The following is an 18277-nucleotide window of genomic DNA, read 5'->3' on the forward strand; positions in this document are numbered from 1 at the left end:
CTTAGAAGGCGGGGAATTCGAGGCGACTGACATCGTAACCGAGAGCGCGGGCCCGCTCGACCAGTTCAGCGCGCTCGGCGGCGTCGGGGACCTCGCGCGTGTAAATCCACAGTTTTTCGAACTTCGGATCCGACGAGATGAACCAGCTGTAGTCCTCGGCGTGATCCAGCACCCAGTACTCCCAGGTGATCAGACCACCGAGATAGCGGGCGCGGAGCTTGGCGTTGAAGCCGGGATCGAGAATCGTGCCCGATGCGCCAATGGCCTTCTCCGAGCCTTGCGGGGTGTCGCGCTGACAGGTGTCGCGCACGCCGATCCGTGTCGGTGACTGGATGACATAGTTGGTGGCCCCCGCCACGCAGCCGTCGGTCAGGCTCATGGGCAGGCGGGCGATCTCGAGCCAGCGGCCGCTGTAGAACCGCTCCAGATCGACCGCCCGCGCCGGCTGGGGCGCGCGCACCTGATCTGCGGGGATGGAGGTGGCGCAGGCGCTGAGGCCGACGACCGCGACGGCCGCCATGAACAGGGTTCGGATCGACATGAGGAATCTCTCGCGCGTTACGGAAAACCACAGATACGGCGGCGGTTCCCGTCTTGGACGCGCTGACTACCCCGGCGACAACTCTTTCGGCACACGGATCCGCCTGAACCGCGCCTCGACGAAGGCATAGGCCCCGAACGCGATCAGCCCGCCCGCCGTCAGCCCCAGCATCAAGGCCCCGCCCGGCTGACGCTCCAGCGCGTCGAGCGCGGTGCCGAACGTCTCGACCTGCGACGACTGCGCCCGCCACCCGGCCAGGGTCACGAACAGCGCCAGCGGCAGATAGGCCAGTCCCCGCGCCACATAGCCGACCCGCGCCAGAGGCAGGACCCAGCGGCGCACGGTCTTCGAACAGATCAGGGTCGCGCCGAAATCGTTGACGATCCCCATGACCACATTGCCGATCCCGACGCCCGCGATGATCAGGCCGACCATCATCAACGCCGCGCCCCCGAACGGCAGACCCAGCACGAGTGAAGCCTTCTCCTGGTTCTCCGCCAGTTGCTCGGCGCCCATGTTCGGCCCGACCTCGTCCAGCAGTTCGAACATGCCCGACGCCAGCACCGCATAGGCAAGGCCGCTGGCGCCCTGGGCCGCCCGCACGGCCCAGCCCTGAAGATCCGAGCCCTCGTGATCGACGTCGAAGACCGCCTGCAACACCCGCCAGCCGACGAAGGCCCACAGACCCGCGCCGATCAGGATCAGCCACAGCCGCCCGAACGGCTGCTGGGCCAGGACATAGAGGACGCCTTGCGGATCGACCGCCTGTCCACGCATGCCGATGGCCGTGGCCAGCATGAGGATGCCGACCGAGACATAGACGAAACCGTTGGCCGCGAAGCCGAACCGGGACGACGCCTCCAGCGCGTCATGCAGGCGCGGGAAGCGGTCGCGCCATGTGCGGCGCTTGCGGACGCGGTCGATCAGACGACCGGCCTCCTTGCGGAGGCGGCCGATGCCGAGGTCGGGGAGGGAAGCGGCCATGACGTCTCGAGCAAGCGGAGCCGTTCAACGCCGGAGGTTCGGGATGGCTCCAGGGTGGAAAGGCGAATGCCGGGACAGGGCCGGTCCGCCGTCGTCTTCCCGGCGGACGCTCAAAGTCCGTTTGCAGGCCCGTTGCGGACGCTGTCCAGGTTCGGGCGCCGCCTAATGCGGATTCGGGACGATCGGCTCCGAATATGCGGCGGCGCAATCCGCGATTAAATCTTCAAGGACATCGAACAGGTCTGGATCGTCCGTCTTGAAGTTGAAACAGGTCTTCCCCTGCATCCGCTTGAGGAGGTCGGATGGGATCTTCTCCCTCAGAGACGGTAGATAGTAGAGCGGCATAAGATGGCAGGAGACGTAGTTCTTTTTCAGCTGGACCGCCCCGAACCACGCTGGTTCGTTCTTGCCCGGCTCCACCCATGGCGTTTTCAGAACAAGGTTTCCCTCCTCGTCTTTCGCGACGGTCATTCGGCCGCGGACTCGAACCATTCGTTCTCGCAGCACTTCGAAGACGGATTGGAGCGTTTCGGCCATGGCGTCCCCCACGATTGTCCTGTCTGAGATAGACCGGGCAAGGTCCGCTAACCACCCTTGGCCGACATCGACCGTGTCCGCTTAGGCCGCTGCCGCTTCTCCCACTATCGACCGCGCCACCGCCTCGGCCACCTTGATCCCGTCGACGGCGGCCGAGAGGATGCCGCCCGCATAGCCGGCGCCTTCGCCGGCCGGGAACAGGCCGCGCACGGTCAGGCTCTGGAAATCGGCGCCGCGGGTCATGCGGATCGGGGACGAACTTCGGGTCTCCACACCCGTCAGAACCGCCTGGGCGTCGTCGTACCGGGCGATCTTGCGGCCGAAGACGGGCAGGGCCTCGCGCATGGCGGCGATCACATAGTCGGGCATCAGCGGCGCCAGATCCGTCGCGCGCACGCCCGGCTTGTAGCTGGGCTCTACCTCCCCCAGCGTGGTCGAGGCGCGGCCCGCCAGGAAGTCGCCGACCAGCTGGCCCGGCGCGAAATAGTCGCCGCCGCCCGCCGCATAGGCGCGGGTCTCCAGATCGCGTTGCAGCTCGATGCCGGCCAGCGGATGGTCGCTCCCGTAATCCTCTGGCGAGATGCCCACCACGAAGCCGGAGTTGGCGTTCCGCTCGTTGCGCGAATACTGGCTCATGCCGTTGGTGACGACCCGGCCCGGCTCGCTGGTCGCCGCCACCACCGTCCCGCCCGGGCACATGCAGAAGCTGTAGACGGTGCGCCCGTTGCTGCAGTGGTGCGACAGCGTATAGGCCGCCGCGCCCAGATCGGGGTGTCCGGCGCAGGGGCCGAACATCGCCCGGTCGATCCACGATTGCGGATGCTCGATGCGGAAACCGATCGAGAACGGCTTGGCCTCGATATGGACGCCCCGGTCGTAGAGCGTCTCGAACGTGTCGCGCGACGAGTGGCCAATGGCGAAGACCACGTGGTCCGCCTCCAGCGTCTCGCCCGTATGTAGACGCACGCCCCGGATGGCGCCCTTTTCCAGCTCGATATCGGTGACCCGGTGTTCGAACCGGTATTCGCCGCCCAGGGCCTCGATCTTCTCGCGCATGGACTCGACCATGGTCACCAGTCGGAAGGTGCCGATGTGCGGGTGGGCCTCGGTCAGGATCTCCTCCGGCGCCCCGGCCGCGACGAACTCGGTCAGCACCTTGCGGGCCAGGAAACGCGGATCCTTGATCTGGCTGTAGAGCTTGCCGTCGGAGAAGGTGCCCGCGCCGCCCTCGCCGTACTGGACGTTGGACTCGGGATGCAGCTTGCCCTTGCGCCACAGCTCCCACGTGTCCTTCGTCCGCTCCCGCACCACCTTGCCCCGGTCGAGAATTATCGGCCTGAACCCCATCTCGGCCAGGATCAGTCCGACGAACAGACCGCACGGCCCGGCCCCGATCACGACGGGCCTCAAGCGCTGCTCCTTCGGCGCGACGGCGACATGTCGATAGGCGACATCCGGCGTGGGCTTCACATGCGGGTCGTCCACGAACCGGGCCAGCACCGCCGCCTCGTCCCTCAGTTCGACGTCGAGGATATAGACCTTCAGGATCGCCGACTTCTTGCGCGCGTCATGCGCCCGCTTCCAGACCGACCAGGATTTCAGGTCATGCGCCGGCACGCCCAGACGCGCGGCGATCGCGGCGGGCAGGGCCTCCGGCGCGTGGTCGAGAGGCAGTTTGAGTTCGGACAGGCGCAACATCGGCGGCCTTGTAGCCGCTCGCGACGCCGAGCGCATGAGGCAAGATCAGCGTCGCCTTTTGGCGAGACTTTAATGTCCGCTATCGACCCGTTGCGGACATTGGGTTCGCCCGCCTTCAGCTTAGCCATTGCGCCTTTTGACCATCTTGCCGTGTTTGATGAACTTTCAATTTGAAAGCTTCCACCAAGAGGCCGCGCGCCAGCGCCACACGTGGATGGCGCAGCGATGACAGGGCCCAGACAAGGTGGAATGGATTGCGCGGCACCGAAACTGGAGCCGGTATCTCGACAAGAATGCCCGCTTCACGTTCAGCGCGCGTGAGGTAGCCGGGCAAGACTGACCAGCCGAGGCCCGCGCAAAGTGCTGAGCGCAGCACCCGCAGATCCGGCGCAGTGATCCTGGGCAGCCGCGCAAGCTCAATGCCGTTCGCATCAAGCCATGTGCGGACGATCGGCCGGTCGAGGTCGTATGCAAGATGCGAAACCTGGTCGAGGCCGTCGGCAAGCGAAAATCCGGCGATACGTTCAGCGACCGCTGCCGAGGCGACCGCGAGCAAACGTTCTTCACCCAAAACTTCAAAGGCAAGCCGCGGGTCGTCGGGCTGTGACGCAGTGATCCCTAGGTGAACCTTGTCGTCCAGCAACATGCTGTAGAGTGCTTCACGGCCTCCTATGTGAAGCCGCAGATCAAGTCCTGCATCCAATAATGGACCGAGCCGCGGCGTAATCATCTCACCCAGAAGATCTGACGGTGCAGCAATATGCACCGTCCCGGACACGCGAGACGAGCGTGCCCTGGCTGTAGCCAGCGCTGTTTCTGCCACGTCGAGGCTGCCGCCGATCGACGCTGCCAGATCGTCAGCGATTGCGGTGGGCCGCACGCCACGAGGGTGGCGGTCGAACAGTGGGTGGCCAAGCTGCGCTTCAAGCGAGGCGATGTGCTGGGAAGCTGCTGGCTGAGTGATGCCCATCGCACGCGCTGCCTCGCTCACGGATCGGCGGCGGTGGACCTCCACGAAGGTGCGAAGCTGGATCAAGGACATCTCGATTCCCATAAACATCCTTATGGGCAACCACCATTCCTCTTTGATTTTCTCATGACCGAACTTGCATATCTGTCGTCACCACGGAGCGAACAGATGCGCGAGCGACGCGAATTATTGATGGGACTAGCCGCCACGACGGCGGGGAGCACGCTTTCGTCTGGCTTGTTTGCGCGTTCGCGCCGATCTCAATGACCCGTCCGGGCAGTCGCGTGAACCGTGCCTGCCTGGGCCTGCACGCAGGACTTTTCGATGATCCAACCCATCGTCTCCGACGCGACAGTCGAACGGTATCTGCCGATGATTGCAGAGGCGGTAGGCCCCGATTTCGCCGCGTACCGAAACCACATCTACCGAGTACTGAGCTACGCGTCGCATTTTCTCGGCGATGATCCGCGGGGACTCGAACACATTCGCTTCGCGTTGGTGTTCCATGACGTGGGCATGTGGACCGACCACGAACTGGCCTATCTGGAGCCGTCGGAGGCACTGGCCGAACGCGTCCGGGCGCAACACGCGTCGTATCTCGACCCCACACTGGTCTCCGATATCATTCACTGGCATCACAAAGTGCTGCCATTCAATGGTCCTGACGCCGCTGTAGTTAACGCGGCGCGGAAGGCTGACTGGATTGAAGCGAGCATGGGTGTGGTGCGCCACGGCGTTACTCGCCAAGAGATGGCGGCACTGGAGGCGGCAATCCCAGTGTTGGGCTTCCCTGACGTCCTCTTGCGGCTCGCCAAGGATCTGCATCAAGGAGGCCGGCTGCTGGGTCTCTGCCGGGTTATCTCGCGAGTCTACAAGCTGTAACAAAACCTAGGCTCGAGTGATTTCGTCATTCAAGATTTTGCGCCATTCGGCAGATGCATGTTGCTTGGCGCACCAGAAAGGCTTCTTGGACGGCGGCACCGCGAATGCAGAAACGTTCAGGAGACGAGTGAAATCCCACAGCCTGTTTTTCGGCGCTGAGCCTGCCGTCAGAGGCCCTGAAATCACTGTCCGCTTCCCACCCGAAGCGGACATCGCCCGTGTCCGCTCCGGGCTTCGAAATGTCAGCAGTTGGCGACTTCGGCGCCCGGGGCGCCTTGAGCCGCGACCGAACGTCGCCATATTGCGGCCACGGCGCCTCGGCCGCTTTCAGGAGACGCGCCGAATGCCGCCGGTCATCGACATCAAGGGCCTGAGCAAGACCTACGCCTCCGGGCTGCAGGCGCTGAAGCCCATCGACCTCCAGATCGGCAAGGGCGAGATCTTCGCCCTGCTCGGTCCGAACGGGGCGGGCAAGACGACGATGATCTCCATCATCTGCGGCATCGTCACCCCCTCCACCGGCACGGTCACGGCCGACGGCCACGACATCAAGAAGGACTACCGCCAGGCGCGGATGAAGATCGGACTGGTCCCCCAGGAACTGACCACCGACGCCTTCGAGACCGTCCTGGCCACCGTGACCCTGAGCCGGGGTCTGTTCGGCAAGGCGCCGAACCCGGCCTACATCGAACAGGTCCTGAAGGACCTCAGTCTGTGGGACAAGAAGGACGCAAAGATCATGACCCTGTCCGGCGGCATGAAGCGCCGGGTCATGATCGCCAAGGCCCTGAGCCACGAGCCCGACATCCTGTTCCTCGACGAACCGACCGCCGGTGTGGACGTCGAGCTGCGTCGCGACATGTGGAATCTGGTGCGTCGTCTGCGCGAGAGCGGCGTCACCATCATCCTGACCACCCACTATATCGAGGAGGCCGAGGAGATGGCCGACCGGGTCGGCGTCATCCTCAAGGGCGAGCTGATCCTGGTGCAGGACAAGACCGAGCTGATGAAGAAGCTGGGCAGGAAGACCCTGACCCTGAACCTTCAGGACCCGCTGGAGACCCTGCCGCCCGAACTGGCGGAGTGGGACCTGACCCTGCGCGCGGAGGGCAATGAGCTGGAGTTCGTGTTCGATTCCAACGCGGAGAAGACCGGCGTGCCGTCCCTGCTGCGCCGCCTGTCAGACCTCGGCATCGCCTTCAAGGATCTGAACACCCGCCAGAGCTCGCTGGAGGACATCTTCGTCAGCCTCGTCCACCGCGAACCGCCGCAGGATATCCGCGTCGAAGGAGCCTCCGCATGACCTTCAACGGCTATGGCGTCTGGGCCATCTACAAGTTTGAGATGGCGCGGGCCCTGCGGACCCTTTGGCAGTCGATCGTCACCCCGGTGATCACCACGGCCCTGTATTTCGTCGTCTTCGGCTCAGCCATCGGCAGCCGCATGACCGAGATCGACGGCGTCCCCTACGGCGCCTTCATCGTGCCCGGCCTGATCATGCTGAGCCTGTTCACCCAGTCGATCTTCAACGCCTCCTTCGGCATCTACTTCCCGAAATTCACCGGCACGATCTACGAGCTGCTGTCGGCGCCCGTCTCGCCGTTCGAGATCGTCCTGGCCTATGTCGGCGCCGCCGCCACCAAGTCGGCGGTTCTGGGCCTGATCATTCTCGGGACGGCGGCCCTGTTCGTGCCGCTGCAGATCCTGCACCCGGTGTGGATGCTGGCCATCCTGATCCTGATCGCCACGACCTTCAGCCTGTTCGGCTTCATCATCGGCATCTGGGCCCAGAGCTTCGAGCAGCTGAACTTCATCCCCATGCTGGTGGTGACGCCCCTGACCTTCCTCGGCGGCTCCTTCTATTCGATCCACATGCTGCCGGAGCCGTGGCGGACGATCACCCACTTCAACCCGGTGGTCTATCTGATCAGCGGTTTCCGCTGGAGCTTCTATGGGACCGGCGACGTGCCCATCGTCTGGAGCCTTCTGGCCACCGTCGGCTTCCTCGTCGTCTGCCTCGCGGTCGTCGGCTGGATGTTCAGGACGGGCTATCGGCTGAAGACCTGACCGTTCCGTCATTGGACGCTCCCGCCGTTCGCCGCTAAGACGCCCCCCATGTCCTCCGACACCCCTTCAGTCCCCCCTGCGGAAGACCGTCCGCCCGAGCCGTTCTCGCGCGGCCGGATCGTCTGGTCGCGCCCGCCCCAGCCCGTGTTCCGCGTCGGTGCCCTGCCGACCGTCGCCCCGACCCCGGCCGCCCGTCCCGCCCGCCGGGCGGGCGCCGGCATTCTGACCGGCTCCATGATCCCGCCGGCCCGGGCCGAGGCTCCCGCCGTCGAACCCTTGCCTGAAGCGCCGGTCGAGCCCGTCGTCGAGGCTTTCACCCCCGCTCCCGAACCCGTCGCGCCCGAGCCTGTCGTCGAGCCTGTCGCCCCCGAGCCAGAGCCGGTCGCCGCCGCGTTCGAACCCGTGGCCGAACCGGTCCAGGCGGCCCCGGAGCCGACCCCCGCGCCGCAGGAAATCGTCATCGAGCCCGAGGCGGCCGAGCCCGCCGTCACCGTGCCCCCGCCGCTCTCGACCGAGGCGAAGCCGGCCGCCAAACCGCGCGAACTGCCGTCGGTGGTCGTGACGCCGGCGATCTACGCCACCATGGGCGCGGCCATGCAGAAGGTGACCAGGGGCGACCGCTGGCCGATCGTCGCGGGCGTCGCCGCCCTCGTGGTTATCGGCGGCTTCATCTGGCTGGCCACCCTGCCGGCGCCGCAGCCGGTCGCCCCGGCCCCGACCCCGCTCGTCGCCGATGCACCGCTCCTCGACGAGACCCCCGTGGTGGAGGAGACTCCGCCCGCTGTCGAACGCCCCGCGCCCGTCAGCCCCGCGCCCGCGGCGCCCGTTACGGTCCAGCCGAGTCGTCCGGCCCCGGCCCAGGCCGCACCCGTCGTCGTCCCGGCGCCGGTCGCGCCCGCGCCCCGGCCCTATATCGAGACCGCGCCCCTGGTCGTGGAGCCGCCGACCCCGGCCGCGCCCGCTCCGACCAACCCGGACGCGCCCGTCTCGACCGCGCCCCAACCCCTGAACTGATCCGTCAGCGCTCCGGCGCGCGGTAGGGCAGGTAACCCCGCTCGACCATCCGGCGCAGGCCTTCATAGGCTTCCGACAGTTCCTCATAGGCGGCGCGCATGCCCGACAGCTTCTGCGCCTCGCCCGGGCCGATGGCGTAGCCCGCCTCCGACAGCCTCAGCGCCTCGGCGATCCAGCGCGCCCGCGCCGTCGCCGCGGCCACCGCCAGCCTCTGGAAGGCGGCCGGCTCGGTGTGGTTCGCGCCCAGTCCCAGGACCTGCGGGATCACCTCCCGGTTTGAGACGAAGGCGGTATAGTCGATCTGTTCCAGATGGCCGCGAAGCTTGCGCTGCTCCTGCGGATCGCTGTCGCTGGGCTCGAAATGGTCCCGGCGGCTGCGGCTGCTGGACGTCATGATGCTGGACACTCGGGTCCTCCTTGGGCGTCTCCCTGGGTGGAGCCTGCGCCCGACCGGTTAACGCGACGTCAGCAAGCGGGGCCGGTCCGGCGCGGCCCAGCCGGGGGGCAGGGGCTCGGCCCACCCCTCGGGCGCCTCCTCCGACGCCGGAAAATACCCCGTCGCCGAGCGATAGCCGAGGATGTACCAGATCTCGATCAGATAGCCGTGCAGCCGGTCCTGATCCGCCGCCGGCCGTTTCGACGCCGCCCCGATGGCGATCCCCAGCCGCCCGGCCACGTCCGAGGCCTCCAGCGGCCCGTCCGCCTCGGCCAGGATGTCGTCGATCACCCCGTTCACCCAGCCCGACAGCGTCGCCCGGTTCTTCGGCCCCTTCGGCCCCGGATAGGTGTCGTCGGAGTGGAACTTGTCCTCGTCGCGCAGGGCCTGCAGCCGCGCCCGGACCTCCGCCCCCAGCAGGATCCGTTCCTCATAGAGCGGCTCCGCCTTGGGTTTCCAAAGCCGCCACACTACCCCGCCGGCGGCGGCGGCCAGCAGGACGAGGGTCGCCAGGATGCGTGCGTAGTGAGCCATGACCCCACCCTAGCGCAGACTGCTCAAAGCCCCATATGCAACATGAACCGTTGCGGAGCTCCTCCCATGACTGAAGCCATGACCAGACCCCTGCACATCGACTTCGTCTCCGACGTCGTCTGTCCCTGGTGCGTCGTCGGCCTCGGCGGGCTGGAGACCGCGCTGGAGACCCTCGCACCCGAGGGCATCACCGCCGAGATCGCCTTCCAGCCGTTTGAGCTCAACCCCGGCATGGCGCCCGAGGGCGAGAACATCGGCGAACATATCGCCGCCAAATACGGCTCCACCCCCGAACAGTCGGCCGCCAACCGCGCCATGATCACCGAACGCGCGGCCGAGGCCTGGCCCGGGTTCGAGATGAAGATGACGGCCGACAGCCGCATCTGGAACACCTTCGACGCCCACCGCCTGCTGGCCTGGGCCGGGGAGGCGGGGCCGGAGCGTCAGAAGGCGCTCAAGGAAGCCCTGTTCCGCACCCATTTCACCGACGGGAACAACCTGACCGACGCCGGCGTCCTGACCCGGGCCGCCGAGGCCGCCGGCCTCGACCGCGCCGGGGCCGCCGAGGTGCTCGCCTCCGGCCGCTACGCCGCCGAGGTCCGCGCCGAACAGTCCCTCTGGCGCCAGCGCGGCATCAACTCGGTCCCCGCCGTGGTCGTCGAGGGCAAGTACCTGATCTCCGGCGGCCAGCCCGCGGCGGTGTTCGAAGAGGCTTTGCGCAAGATCGCGGCGGAACAGGCGGCGGCCTAGGTCCCGTCTCCTCCCCGTTCGCCGCCTGGCGAATGGGGAGGTGGCGCGACGCGGCTTCGCGTCGTGACGGAGGGGGCGACACGGTGCGTGAGGCGAGGGCCGGCCGGTGCTCACCCGGCGAGACCCGGTCGCCCCCTCCGTCAGCTCGCGAAGGGCTCGCTGCCACCTCCCCATCCTTCGGACGGGGAGGAGACCGCAGGCCCGAACGCCAAAACACCGTCCGAAGCGTCCGGAGCGTCCGAAGCGTCCGGATCGGGCGCGTCCTCCTCCGCCTCATCCTGCAGACGCCAGCGAATCGCGTCGAGGTGCTCCATGTCGCGTTCCAGCTCGGCCTCGACCTCCGCCATGGTCAGTTGCACGCGACGCCAGCGCAGGGCCTCGACCGCGTCGCCGCGCATCACCGCCCGCATCATCCGGCGGTGGGCGACATAGCCGAGCTCCTCGAGCTCGACCTTGTCGAGGTCGCCGTTGACCCTCAGATCCAGCTCGACGCCCTCGTCCCACGGGTCCAGCCGGTTGGGCGGGGTCCAGGGCTGATCCGCCCGCCGCCAGCCCTCGCGCGCCGCCCGCTCGCGCAGCGAAGTCAGCCCGACCCCGTGCCGGCGACAGCACTCCGGCGCCGACCACCCGGCCAGATACTCCTCCCGCACCCGCGCCCAGACCTCGTCCGGCGGCGACTTCCGACCCTGGGGTTCTTCGCTCATGTCCGTCTCCCGATGAAAGGGAACAGTGTGAGGCCGTTTCAGGGGGGGATGGGTATAGGGGCCCTAAATAGAGCCGGGCCTTGTTTGGATTGGGGAAATCAGGGGATGTGTTGATGGGTATGGGCCTTTTCTTTCGTTATCCTCCGGCGCAGCGCAGCGGAGACCGGGGGACGCAGCGGCGCGCGAGAGCGCGAACCTGTCGCGCATCGACTGGACTGAACCCTTTCGCCTTCGCTTCGCTACGGTGCCGCTGTGTCCCCCGGTCTGCGCCGCAAAGGCGCGGCTTGCCGGAGGATGACGAAAGTAGAAGAACCCTCTCCCGGTGGGAGAGGGCTTGAGCGCACGGCGGCGCAGCCGTCGTCCTGGCGCGAAAGGGTGAGGGTCGGCCGCTTGAAGATGAAGCACAGCCGCCCGTGCGACGGCTCACGCCGACTGAGAAACCCGACCCTCACCCTTTCGGCTGGCGGCTCGCTTCGCTCTCCGAGCCTCAAGCCCTCTCCCACCGGGAGAGGCGTCAGCGTCCGCGCCTTCATTGCGCCTAATGCCCAATCCAGAATCTTGGAGTTGAGCCACGATGCGCTGCGCTGAGAATTAAAACGCCCAGTTGTTATTTGATGATTGCCTGTAAATGATGGCTTTCCCCTCCGCGTCATGGATTCGCGGCCCCATCGTCGAAAGCTCCACCGATGCTAAACGTCTTCCATATCAGTGATCTCCACTTCACCGGGCGGAAGACTGGACAACTCCGCGACGCTGCCACGGCATCTGTACGATCGATTTTAGAGCTCGCCGCTGCGCTGAAGGCTGACGGTACTCTTAGCAACAAGGTTTGCATCGTTCTCACCGGAGACATCGTTCAAAGCGGCGGATCTCCCATGATCGGAGACCAGCCTGATTTTGATGCCGTTCAAGACAATCTTCTTGCCCCTCTGCTTGCTCTTCTTGGGGTCGGGCCCGAGCGGGTTTTTCTGGTCCCGGGGAATCACGAGCTAGACCGTGATGCAGTGTCCGAGGATGCACGCTTGGTTCAGGGGCACTACCCCACGCAGAAGGTCTGTGAAGCCGATATAGCTCAAGATCTAAGCGCCAAGTTGGCTAGCTTTTTCAACTTCGTAAAGCAAAACGGGTATTGTTCGGTTACGGTCGAGAACGCGAGGATCGCGACTTTTGAGTGCGACGGCCAACAGATCGTTTGTCTGAACGGTCTAGCGGGATCGTACAGCCGCTCGGGATATGGAGATAAGGGAGAGCTCTTCGTTCTCCCTTCCGAACTCGCTGGGGATTTCACCACGATTGGGAAAAACGCGATCGTTCTGACCCACCATCCGCTCTCATGGTATGCTGACACCTGCGCGAACGATTTGAAGGAGTTCTTTTCAGCGCGGCAGTGTCGAGTGTTCACCGGGCACATCCATGATCGAGGTATCGACTGGACTGAGACTAGCAAAGGTGGCTTCGTCACTGTTCAGGCTGGTGCGTCTGCCGAAGTCGGATCAGCAAATCAAGTTGCAGTCGCCTGGTTGCCAGCGTCCGACAGTATTGCGGTTCGTCACTACGCTCTTGACACACGGGCTGGCGGGTACCCAATCACGCCCGCATCAGAGACAAAAGTGGCCCCCGAGAAAGCTCGACAGTTTCTTGAGAGAACGGAATCATTCTTCGATCCCGCGATCATTTATGAAGCTTCCGAAATCGCTCGAGCAATAAGTGAGAGCGAGCTCCTTTTGGCATCTGGCAGGAGCGAGGAGAGCTATGTTCCACCAGACATTACGCGTTTTCCCGCCGACCAATTCAGCGGTCAGAGGACGAACTTGCCTGGCTTTGAGGCAGACAAATCCAACCGGGTTATCAGTGGAGACGAGCTAAGTGGAAAAAGCTCGCTTCTTCAGTGCTTGGCCGTGCGCTGCAACACGCCAAGAATCGGATACAGTCCAAATATTGCATTAGTTTTGGACTATAGGATTATTGAATCCAATCAAGATTTAGGCGATTATGTTATAAAGAGGCTTATGGCTCTCGGTTTGTCGCATAGCCAGTCTGACTATATTGTTTCTGTTGGAAAGATTGAGATATTCTTCGACAATTTTGATCCCAATAGCTCTTCCGCTCTGCAACGTTTTCAGTCGTTCTTTGAGAAAAACTCCCATCTGCGATGGACCGTGGCTGCTCGCGGCAGCCAACGGTACATGCCGTCCCGGGCACCTGCCGCATTCAGCAAAGACGGCGTGACCTATTATCAATTGGTCGAGACAACCCTGCCTACCGTGCTCCGGATGATCGAAAAGCATGAAAGTGGTTGTGATCATGAGAAGCCACGCGCGATCGTCGAGCAGGTATTCCGGTCGATAAATAATCTGCGCGCTCCCCGTACAATATTCTACGTCAACAGTATGATCGACGTTTTTCTGTCGGACGGGTCAGTCGAGCCGCTGAATCGTTATCTGTTAATCGAAAACCTCCTCTCTGATAGAATTCGCGCCGCCCACAAGGACGTCCTACCAAATCGACCTGTAGACATGGAGATGATCGAGACGTTCATTGGATTAATCGCGTATGAGCTGATGAATCGATCAGAGTCGTACATTACGAAGGCGCAGTTCTACAAACTCGTTGATGATTTTGTCGAACGCAAAGGCATTCAAAAGAAGCGTTTTGATGCAGACAAGATTCTGCAAATACTCACTCTTGGATTCGTTATCCGCGATTACGAGGTGGGTTTCGGATTCATGATGCTAAGCGTCGAGGACTATTTTCTTGCTAAGCACATGGGGAAAGACCCCGGCTTTAGATCTTACATCATGTCGACTGAGGGGCTTCTGACGTACCCGTCGGTCGCTGAGTTCTACGTTGCGCAAAACCCGAGTGATCGTCCGAGGATAGATGAAATCCTCGCCCTGATTGACGGGTTTCAAGAAGACGTGTCTTCCGTGGTCGCGGAGATCAGAGACAGTTCCGTCGCCGCAATCCGTGGTGCGCGCCCTGGGGGGTCGCTGAAACTTGAGGATGGGATCATCGATCGACTTGGGGAAATTGAAGATGCAGATGAGCCGACTTCGGTTCGCTTCGAAGAGCCAAAGCCTGTTGGTCGGACTAAGCGAGTGCGTTTCGCCGCTGAGGAACGGGGTGCCGTTTTCCTGCAGCTGGGCGCGTCGATCTTGGGTGTGACGCGGACGCTCGACCAGTCGGAACGTGTCGAGATATTTGACCGGCTGAAGGGAGTTCTCCTTACCAGTCTTCATAGCCTGCCTATGATCGCCCAGCATCTGGCGGATGGTGGAGAGATTTCCTTTAGAGGCAATTCTCTGAAGGCGGACTACGTTGGCGAACTTGCCGTGCCGGAGGACCGATTTTACCTTATACTCCGAAGCATGGTTTATAGCTTGTATAAGAGCTTTGCTACGTGGTCCGGAAGCCCTAGTTTCTTTAATGCCGCGCTTAAGCTACGTAGAATGGAAGCTGATGAGCTTGTAAAGTCGGCGTTGTTTGCCCAAAATATTGAGGCAGACTTGTCCGAAGCGCTGTCGTTTATACCGGATATATCATCTGAAGTAGAGAGTTTGCTTCTAAAGGAAGTTTTAGTTAGGCTTTATGTTGACGCCATGACTTTGGTCCCGCTCGAAAGAGCCGATGAAAAGCGCGCGATCGACAAGTTGGTTGACGTTACGTTGGAGTTGAAGCCGCCATCGGTTCAAAACGAGGCCGCACTCAATAATCATCGAGCGAGGTTACGTAAACACTTCACAGACCGGATTGGATTTAACGCTTACGTGGGGCGGCTAGTTAAGATTTCTAAGCACTAAATGTCTTGGTCTTGGTCTCGGTTAATGGCTGCCGATCTTCCAATACTACAGCCTTCCCTTCCTGAACCGCTCCTGCGCCTCCGCCTGCGCCTCCTTCCGCCACCGCTTCGGCGCTGACGCATCCACGTCCTGGCCGTCGCCGGTCAGGATCTCGTTGGCGAACTCGAGGTCGAGCAGTTTCAGCTTCTTGATCTCGTCGCGGAGGCGGCCGGCCTCCTCGAACTCGAGGTTGCTGGCGGCCTCGCGCATCCGGCCTTCCATATCGCGCAATGTGGCCTGGAAGTTGTTGCCGATGAAGGGGCGGCTGTCCTCCTTGACGCCCGCGACGGGGACCAGGACGCGGTCCTTCTCGTAGGGGCTGTCGAGGATCTCCTTGATGTCGCGCTTGACGCTGGCCGGGGTGATGCCGTGTTCGGCGTTGTAGGCCTCCTGGCGTTCGCGGCGGCGGTTCGTCTCGGCGATGGCGCGCTCCATCGAGCCGGTCATCCGGTCGGCATAGAGGATGACGCGGCCGTCGACGTTGCGGGCCGCGCGGCCGATGGTCTGGATCAGGGAGGTCTCGGAGCGCAGGAAGCCCTCCTTGTCCGCGTCGAGGATGGCGACGAGGCCGCACTCGGGGATGTCGAGCCCCTCGCGCAGAAGGTTGATGCCGATCAGGACGTCGAAGGAGCCCAGGCGCAGGTCGCGGATGATCTCGATCCGCTCCATCGTGTCGACGTCGGAGTGCATGTAGCGGACGCGGACGCCCTGTTCGTGCATGTATTCCGTCAGGTCCTCGGCCATCTTCTTGGTCAGGACGGTGACCAGGGAGCGGTAGCCGTCGCGGGCGACCTGTTTGACCTCGTCGATGACGTCGTCGACCTGGTTGCGGGTCTGGCCGGAGACCGGGCGGATCTCCACCGGGGGGTCGATCAGGCCGGTCGGGCGGATGACCTGTTCGACGAAGACCCCGCCGGTCTGTTCCATCTCCCAGGTCTGGGGCGTGGCCGAGACGTGGATGGTCTGGGGCCGCATCGCCTCCCATTCGTCGAACTTGAGCGGGCGGTTGTCGATGCAGGAGGGCAGGCGGAAGCCGTATTCGGCCAGGGTCGATTTGCGGCGGTAGTCGCCCCGGAACATGCCGTTGATCTGGCCGATGGTGACGTGGCTCTCGTCCACGAACAGCAGGGCGTTGTCGGGGATGTATTCGAAGAAGGTCGGCGGCGGCTCGCCCGGCGCGCGGCCGGTCAGCCAGCGGGAATAGTTCTCGATCCCGGCGCAGGAGCCGGTGGCCTCCATCATCTCCAGGTCGAAGCGGACCCGCTGTTCGAGGCGCTGGGCCTCCAGCAGCTTGCCGTTCTCGACCATCCAGTCGAGCGTTTCCTTGAGCTCGGCGCGAATGCCGCCGAGCGCCTGGTTCAGCGTCGGGCGCGGGGTGACGTAGTGGGAGGCGGCGTAGACGGTGATCTCCTGCAGGTCGGCGGTCTTCTTGCCGGTCAGGGGATCGAACTCCTGGATGCTTTCGATCTCATCCCCGAACAGGGAGACGCGCCAGGCCCGGTCCTCCTGGTGGACAGGGAATATCTCGACCGTGTCGCCGCGCTTTCGGAACATGCCCCGCTCGAAGTTCAGGTCGTTGCGCTTGTACTGCAGGGCGATCAGGTCGGCCCGGAGCTTCGACTCATCGATCTGGCCCCCGACCTTCAGGTCGAAGGTCATGGCGGTATAGGTCTCCACCGACCCGATGCCGTAGATGCAGCTGACCGACGCCACAACAATGACATCATCTCGCTCTAGTATAGACCGAGTTGCGGAGTGCCTCATTCGATCGATCTGCTCGTTTATGGACGAGTCTTTCTCGATGTAGGTGTCGGTTCTTGGAACATAAGCTTCCGGTTGGTAGTAGTCGTAGTAACTTACGAAATACTCGACAGCGTTATCCGGGAAAAAAGACTTGAATTCCGAATAAAGCTGCGCCGCCAACGTCTTGTTGGGCGCAAGTATAAGTGCGGGCCGCTGGGTCTGCTCGATGACCTTGGCCATGGTGAAGGTCTTGCCCGAGCCGGTGACGCCGAGCAGGACCTGGTCCCGGTCGCCGGCCTCGGCCTGGGCGACGAGTTCGGCGATGGCGGTCGGCTGGTCGCCGGCGGGGGTGTAGCTGGTCTCCAGCCGGAACCGGCCGCCCTTCTTCTTGCCGTCGTGCGAGGGGCGGTGCGGGACCCAGTCGTCCGGCTTGCCGGGGGCCTCCTCCGGCGTCAGGCGCGGACCAGTCACCGGCGCGAACATCGGCATGTTCGCCATCGCCCGTCCCCCGGTCGAGCCGGAGGATGACGGGGCGTCGCCGTCGCGCAGGAAGGCCGAGGGCGCCTCCGCCACGCCCGGGTTCGGGATGTGGACGGGCTTCTTGATGACGGGCGCCGAGCCCTTCGGCGTGGAGGAACGGTTCATGAACGGAACTTAGTGCGCGAGGGAGGATCTCGCCAGTCAACGCGCGGGCGGCCGATGCGGATGCTGACAGCAGGGTGTCAGCAGGATCGGGCGGCGAATCCTGTCAGGTTCGGCCCATGCCCGGAAAGTCACGCCTCGCGGTCGCCCTTGTGCTCGTCGTCCTGTCCGCCTGCGGCCGTCTGATCCCCAACACCATCCCGCCCGCCGGCTACACCCCCTACTATCCGACGCCAAACCCGCAGCCGCCCCGGCCGGGGCCGTCAGTCTATGTCGCGCCCGGCGCGGGGGTGATCGATCAGCCGATTGACGGCGGGACGCTGGGGCGCATTCAAGGGGCGACGCGCACACTGGCGCAGTGCGCGGCGGAACTGGCGGCGGCGCGGGTGACCTTCAGCCCGACGCCGGACCGGGTGAACTCCGCGACCTGCGGCCTGACGGCGGCGGGGGTTCTGGGGGCGGACATGGGAACCGTGGCGCGGATGGCGCCGTCGGACGTGACCATGACCTGCGCGCTGGCGGCGGCGGTCAGCGTATGGCGGCGGCAGTCGGTGGAGCCGGCGGCGCGGGAGCTGCTGGGCTCGGACGTGGTCCAGATCGATCACATGGGGGTCTACGCCTGCCGGCCGGTGAACAATCAGGCGGGGAACCGGCCGAGCGCCCATTCGCGGGCGGCCGCGCTGGATTTCTCGGGGGTGCGGTTGAGGGATGGCCGCAGGATCACCGTGGCCGGCGACTGGAACGACGGCGGACCGGAAGCGGCCTTTCTGAGGCGGATCCGGGATGACGCCTGCAAGGTGTTCGGGACGACGCTGAGCCCCGACTACAACGCCCTGCACAACGACCACCTCCACCTTGAGGCGGAGAGCGGGCGGCTGTGTCGCTAGGTCGGTCGACGACGGCGTAACGTCGTGATCTGATCCCGTTTCATCAGGG

General features: G+C 64.1%; 16 protein-coding genes. 7 read left to right on the forward strand and 9 right to left on the reverse strand.

Going from position 1 to position 18277, the window contains the following annotated elements; all coding sequences use genetic code 11:
* Window position 1 precedes the first annotated feature (1 nt).
* The 5 genes from ACW17Y_RS02255 to ACW17Y_RS02275 all read right to left on the reverse strand — a co-directional run bounded on the left by ACW17Y_RS02255 (window position 2) and on the right by ACW17Y_RS02275 (window position 4820).
* Complete coding sequence (locus ACW17Y_RS02255; RefSeq protein WP_492037162.1) at window positions 2-541, reverse strand: lipocalin family protein; 540 nt, start codon at window positions 539-541, stop codon at window positions 2-4.
* A 66-nt stretch (window positions 542-607) separates the two neighbouring features.
* Window positions 608-1525 (reverse strand): DUF1206 domain-containing protein, encoded by a 918-nt coding sequence (locus ACW17Y_RS02260; RefSeq protein ID WP_492037163.1) that lies wholly within the window; start codon window positions 1523-1525, stop codon window positions 608-610.
* A gap of 162 nt (window positions 1526-1687) precedes the next feature.
* The gene (locus tag ACW17Y_RS02265; RefSeq protein WP_492037164.1) at window positions 1688-2062 is read right to left on the reverse strand and encodes a hypothetical protein; all 375 of its coding nucleotides are present in this window, start codon (window positions 2060-2062) and stop codon (window positions 1688-1690) included.
* Between the two features lie 81 nt (window positions 2063-2143).
* Window positions 2144-3760 carry an NAD(P)/FAD-dependent oxidoreductase gene (locus ACW17Y_RS02270; protein WP_492037165.1) on the reverse strand — a complete coding sequence of 539 codons (1617 nt, stop codon included), beginning with the start codon at window positions 3758-3760 and terminating at the stop codon, window positions 2144-2146.
* A gap of 115 nt (window positions 3761-3875) precedes the next feature.
* A complete protein-coding gene (locus ACW17Y_RS02275; protein WP_492037166.1) occupies window positions 3876-4820 on the reverse strand; it encodes a LysR family transcriptional regulator in 945 nt (314 codons plus the stop codon).
* A 234-nt stretch (window positions 4821-5054) separates the two neighbouring features.
* On the opposite strand from ACW17Y_RS02275, the gene ACW17Y_RS02280 reads away from it, so the two are divergent.
* From ACW17Y_RS02280 to ACW17Y_RS02295, 4 genes are all read left to right on the forward strand, one after another.
* Window positions 5055-5612, forward strand: coding sequence for a hypothetical protein (locus tag ACW17Y_RS02280; protein WP_492037167.1), 558 nt, complete (start codon window positions 5055-5057; stop codon window positions 5610-5612).
* A 343-nt stretch (window positions 5613-5955) separates the two neighbouring features.
* Window positions 5956-6915, forward strand: coding sequence for an ABC transporter ATP-binding protein (locus ACW17Y_RS02285; RefSeq protein ID WP_492037168.1), 960 nt, complete (start codon window positions 5956-5958; stop codon window positions 6913-6915).
* Window positions 6912-7679 (forward strand): ABC transporter permease, encoded by a 768-nt coding sequence (locus tag ACW17Y_RS02290; protein ID WP_492037169.1) that lies wholly within the window; start codon window positions 6912-6914, stop codon window positions 7677-7679. The genes ACW17Y_RS02285 and ACW17Y_RS02290 overlap by 4 nt, the downstream gene beginning before the upstream one ends.
* 48 nt (window positions 7680-7727) lie before the next feature.
* Window positions 7728-8693: a hypothetical protein gene (locus ACW17Y_RS02295; protein WP_492037170.1), complete on the forward strand. Its 966-nt coding sequence runs from the start codon at window positions 7728-7730 to the stop codon at window positions 8691-8693.
* A 4-nt stretch (window positions 8694-8697) separates the two neighbouring features.
* On the opposite strand, the gene ACW17Y_RS02300 is transcribed toward ACW17Y_RS02295, so the two are convergent.
* A complete protein-coding gene (locus ACW17Y_RS02300) occupies window positions 8698-9099 on the reverse strand; it encodes a hypothetical protein (RefSeq protein ID WP_492037171.1) in 402 nt (133 codons plus the stop codon).
* A gap of 48 nt (window positions 9100-9147) precedes the next feature.
* Complete coding sequence (locus ACW17Y_RS02305; RefSeq protein WP_492037172.1) at window positions 9148-9663, reverse strand: DUF4844 domain-containing protein; 516 nt, start codon at window positions 9661-9663, stop codon at window positions 9148-9150.
* 78 nt (window positions 9664-9741) lie between these two features.
* Here ACW17Y_RS02305 and ACW17Y_RS02310 point away from each other — a divergent pair, with 78 nt between their 5' ends.
* Entirely contained in the window at window positions 9742-10413 is a 672-nt protein-coding gene (locus tag ACW17Y_RS02310) for a DsbA family oxidoreductase (RefSeq protein WP_492037173.1), read from the forward strand.
* A 140-nt stretch (window positions 10414-10553) separates the two neighbouring features.
* On the opposite strand, the gene ACW17Y_RS02315 is transcribed toward ACW17Y_RS02310, so the two are convergent.
* Window positions 10554-11117, reverse strand: a complete 564-nt coding sequence (locus tag ACW17Y_RS02315; RefSeq protein WP_492037174.1) for a hypothetical protein — start codon at window positions 11115-11117, stop codon at window positions 10554-10556.
* Window positions 11118-11803: 686 nt separating this feature from the next.
* Between ACW17Y_RS02315 and ACW17Y_RS02320 the strand changes: the two genes are divergently transcribed.
* Window positions 11804-14917 carry a metallophosphoesterase gene (locus tag ACW17Y_RS02320; RefSeq protein ID WP_492037175.1) on the forward strand — a complete coding sequence of 1038 codons (3114 nt, stop codon included), beginning with the start codon at window positions 11804-11806 and terminating at the stop codon, window positions 14915-14917.
* 45 nt (window positions 14918-14962) lie between these two features.
* Here ACW17Y_RS02320 and uvrB read toward each other — a convergent pair whose 3' ends face one another.
* Entirely contained in the window at window positions 14963-17344 is a 2382-nt protein-coding gene (gene uvrB / locus ACW17Y_RS02325; protein WP_492037176.1) for an excinuclease ABC subunit UvrB, read from the reverse strand.
* Window positions 17345-17460: 116 nt separating this feature from the next.
* Here uvrB and ACW17Y_RS02330 point away from each other — a divergent pair, with 116 nt between their 5' ends.
* Complete coding sequence (locus ACW17Y_RS02330; protein WP_492037177.1) at window positions 17461-18228, forward strand: extensin family protein; 768 nt, start codon at window positions 17461-17463, stop codon at window positions 18226-18228.
* Window positions 18229-18277 lie beyond the last annotated feature (49 nt).

Source organism: Brevundimonas sp. AVps7, from assembly GCF_058681545.1.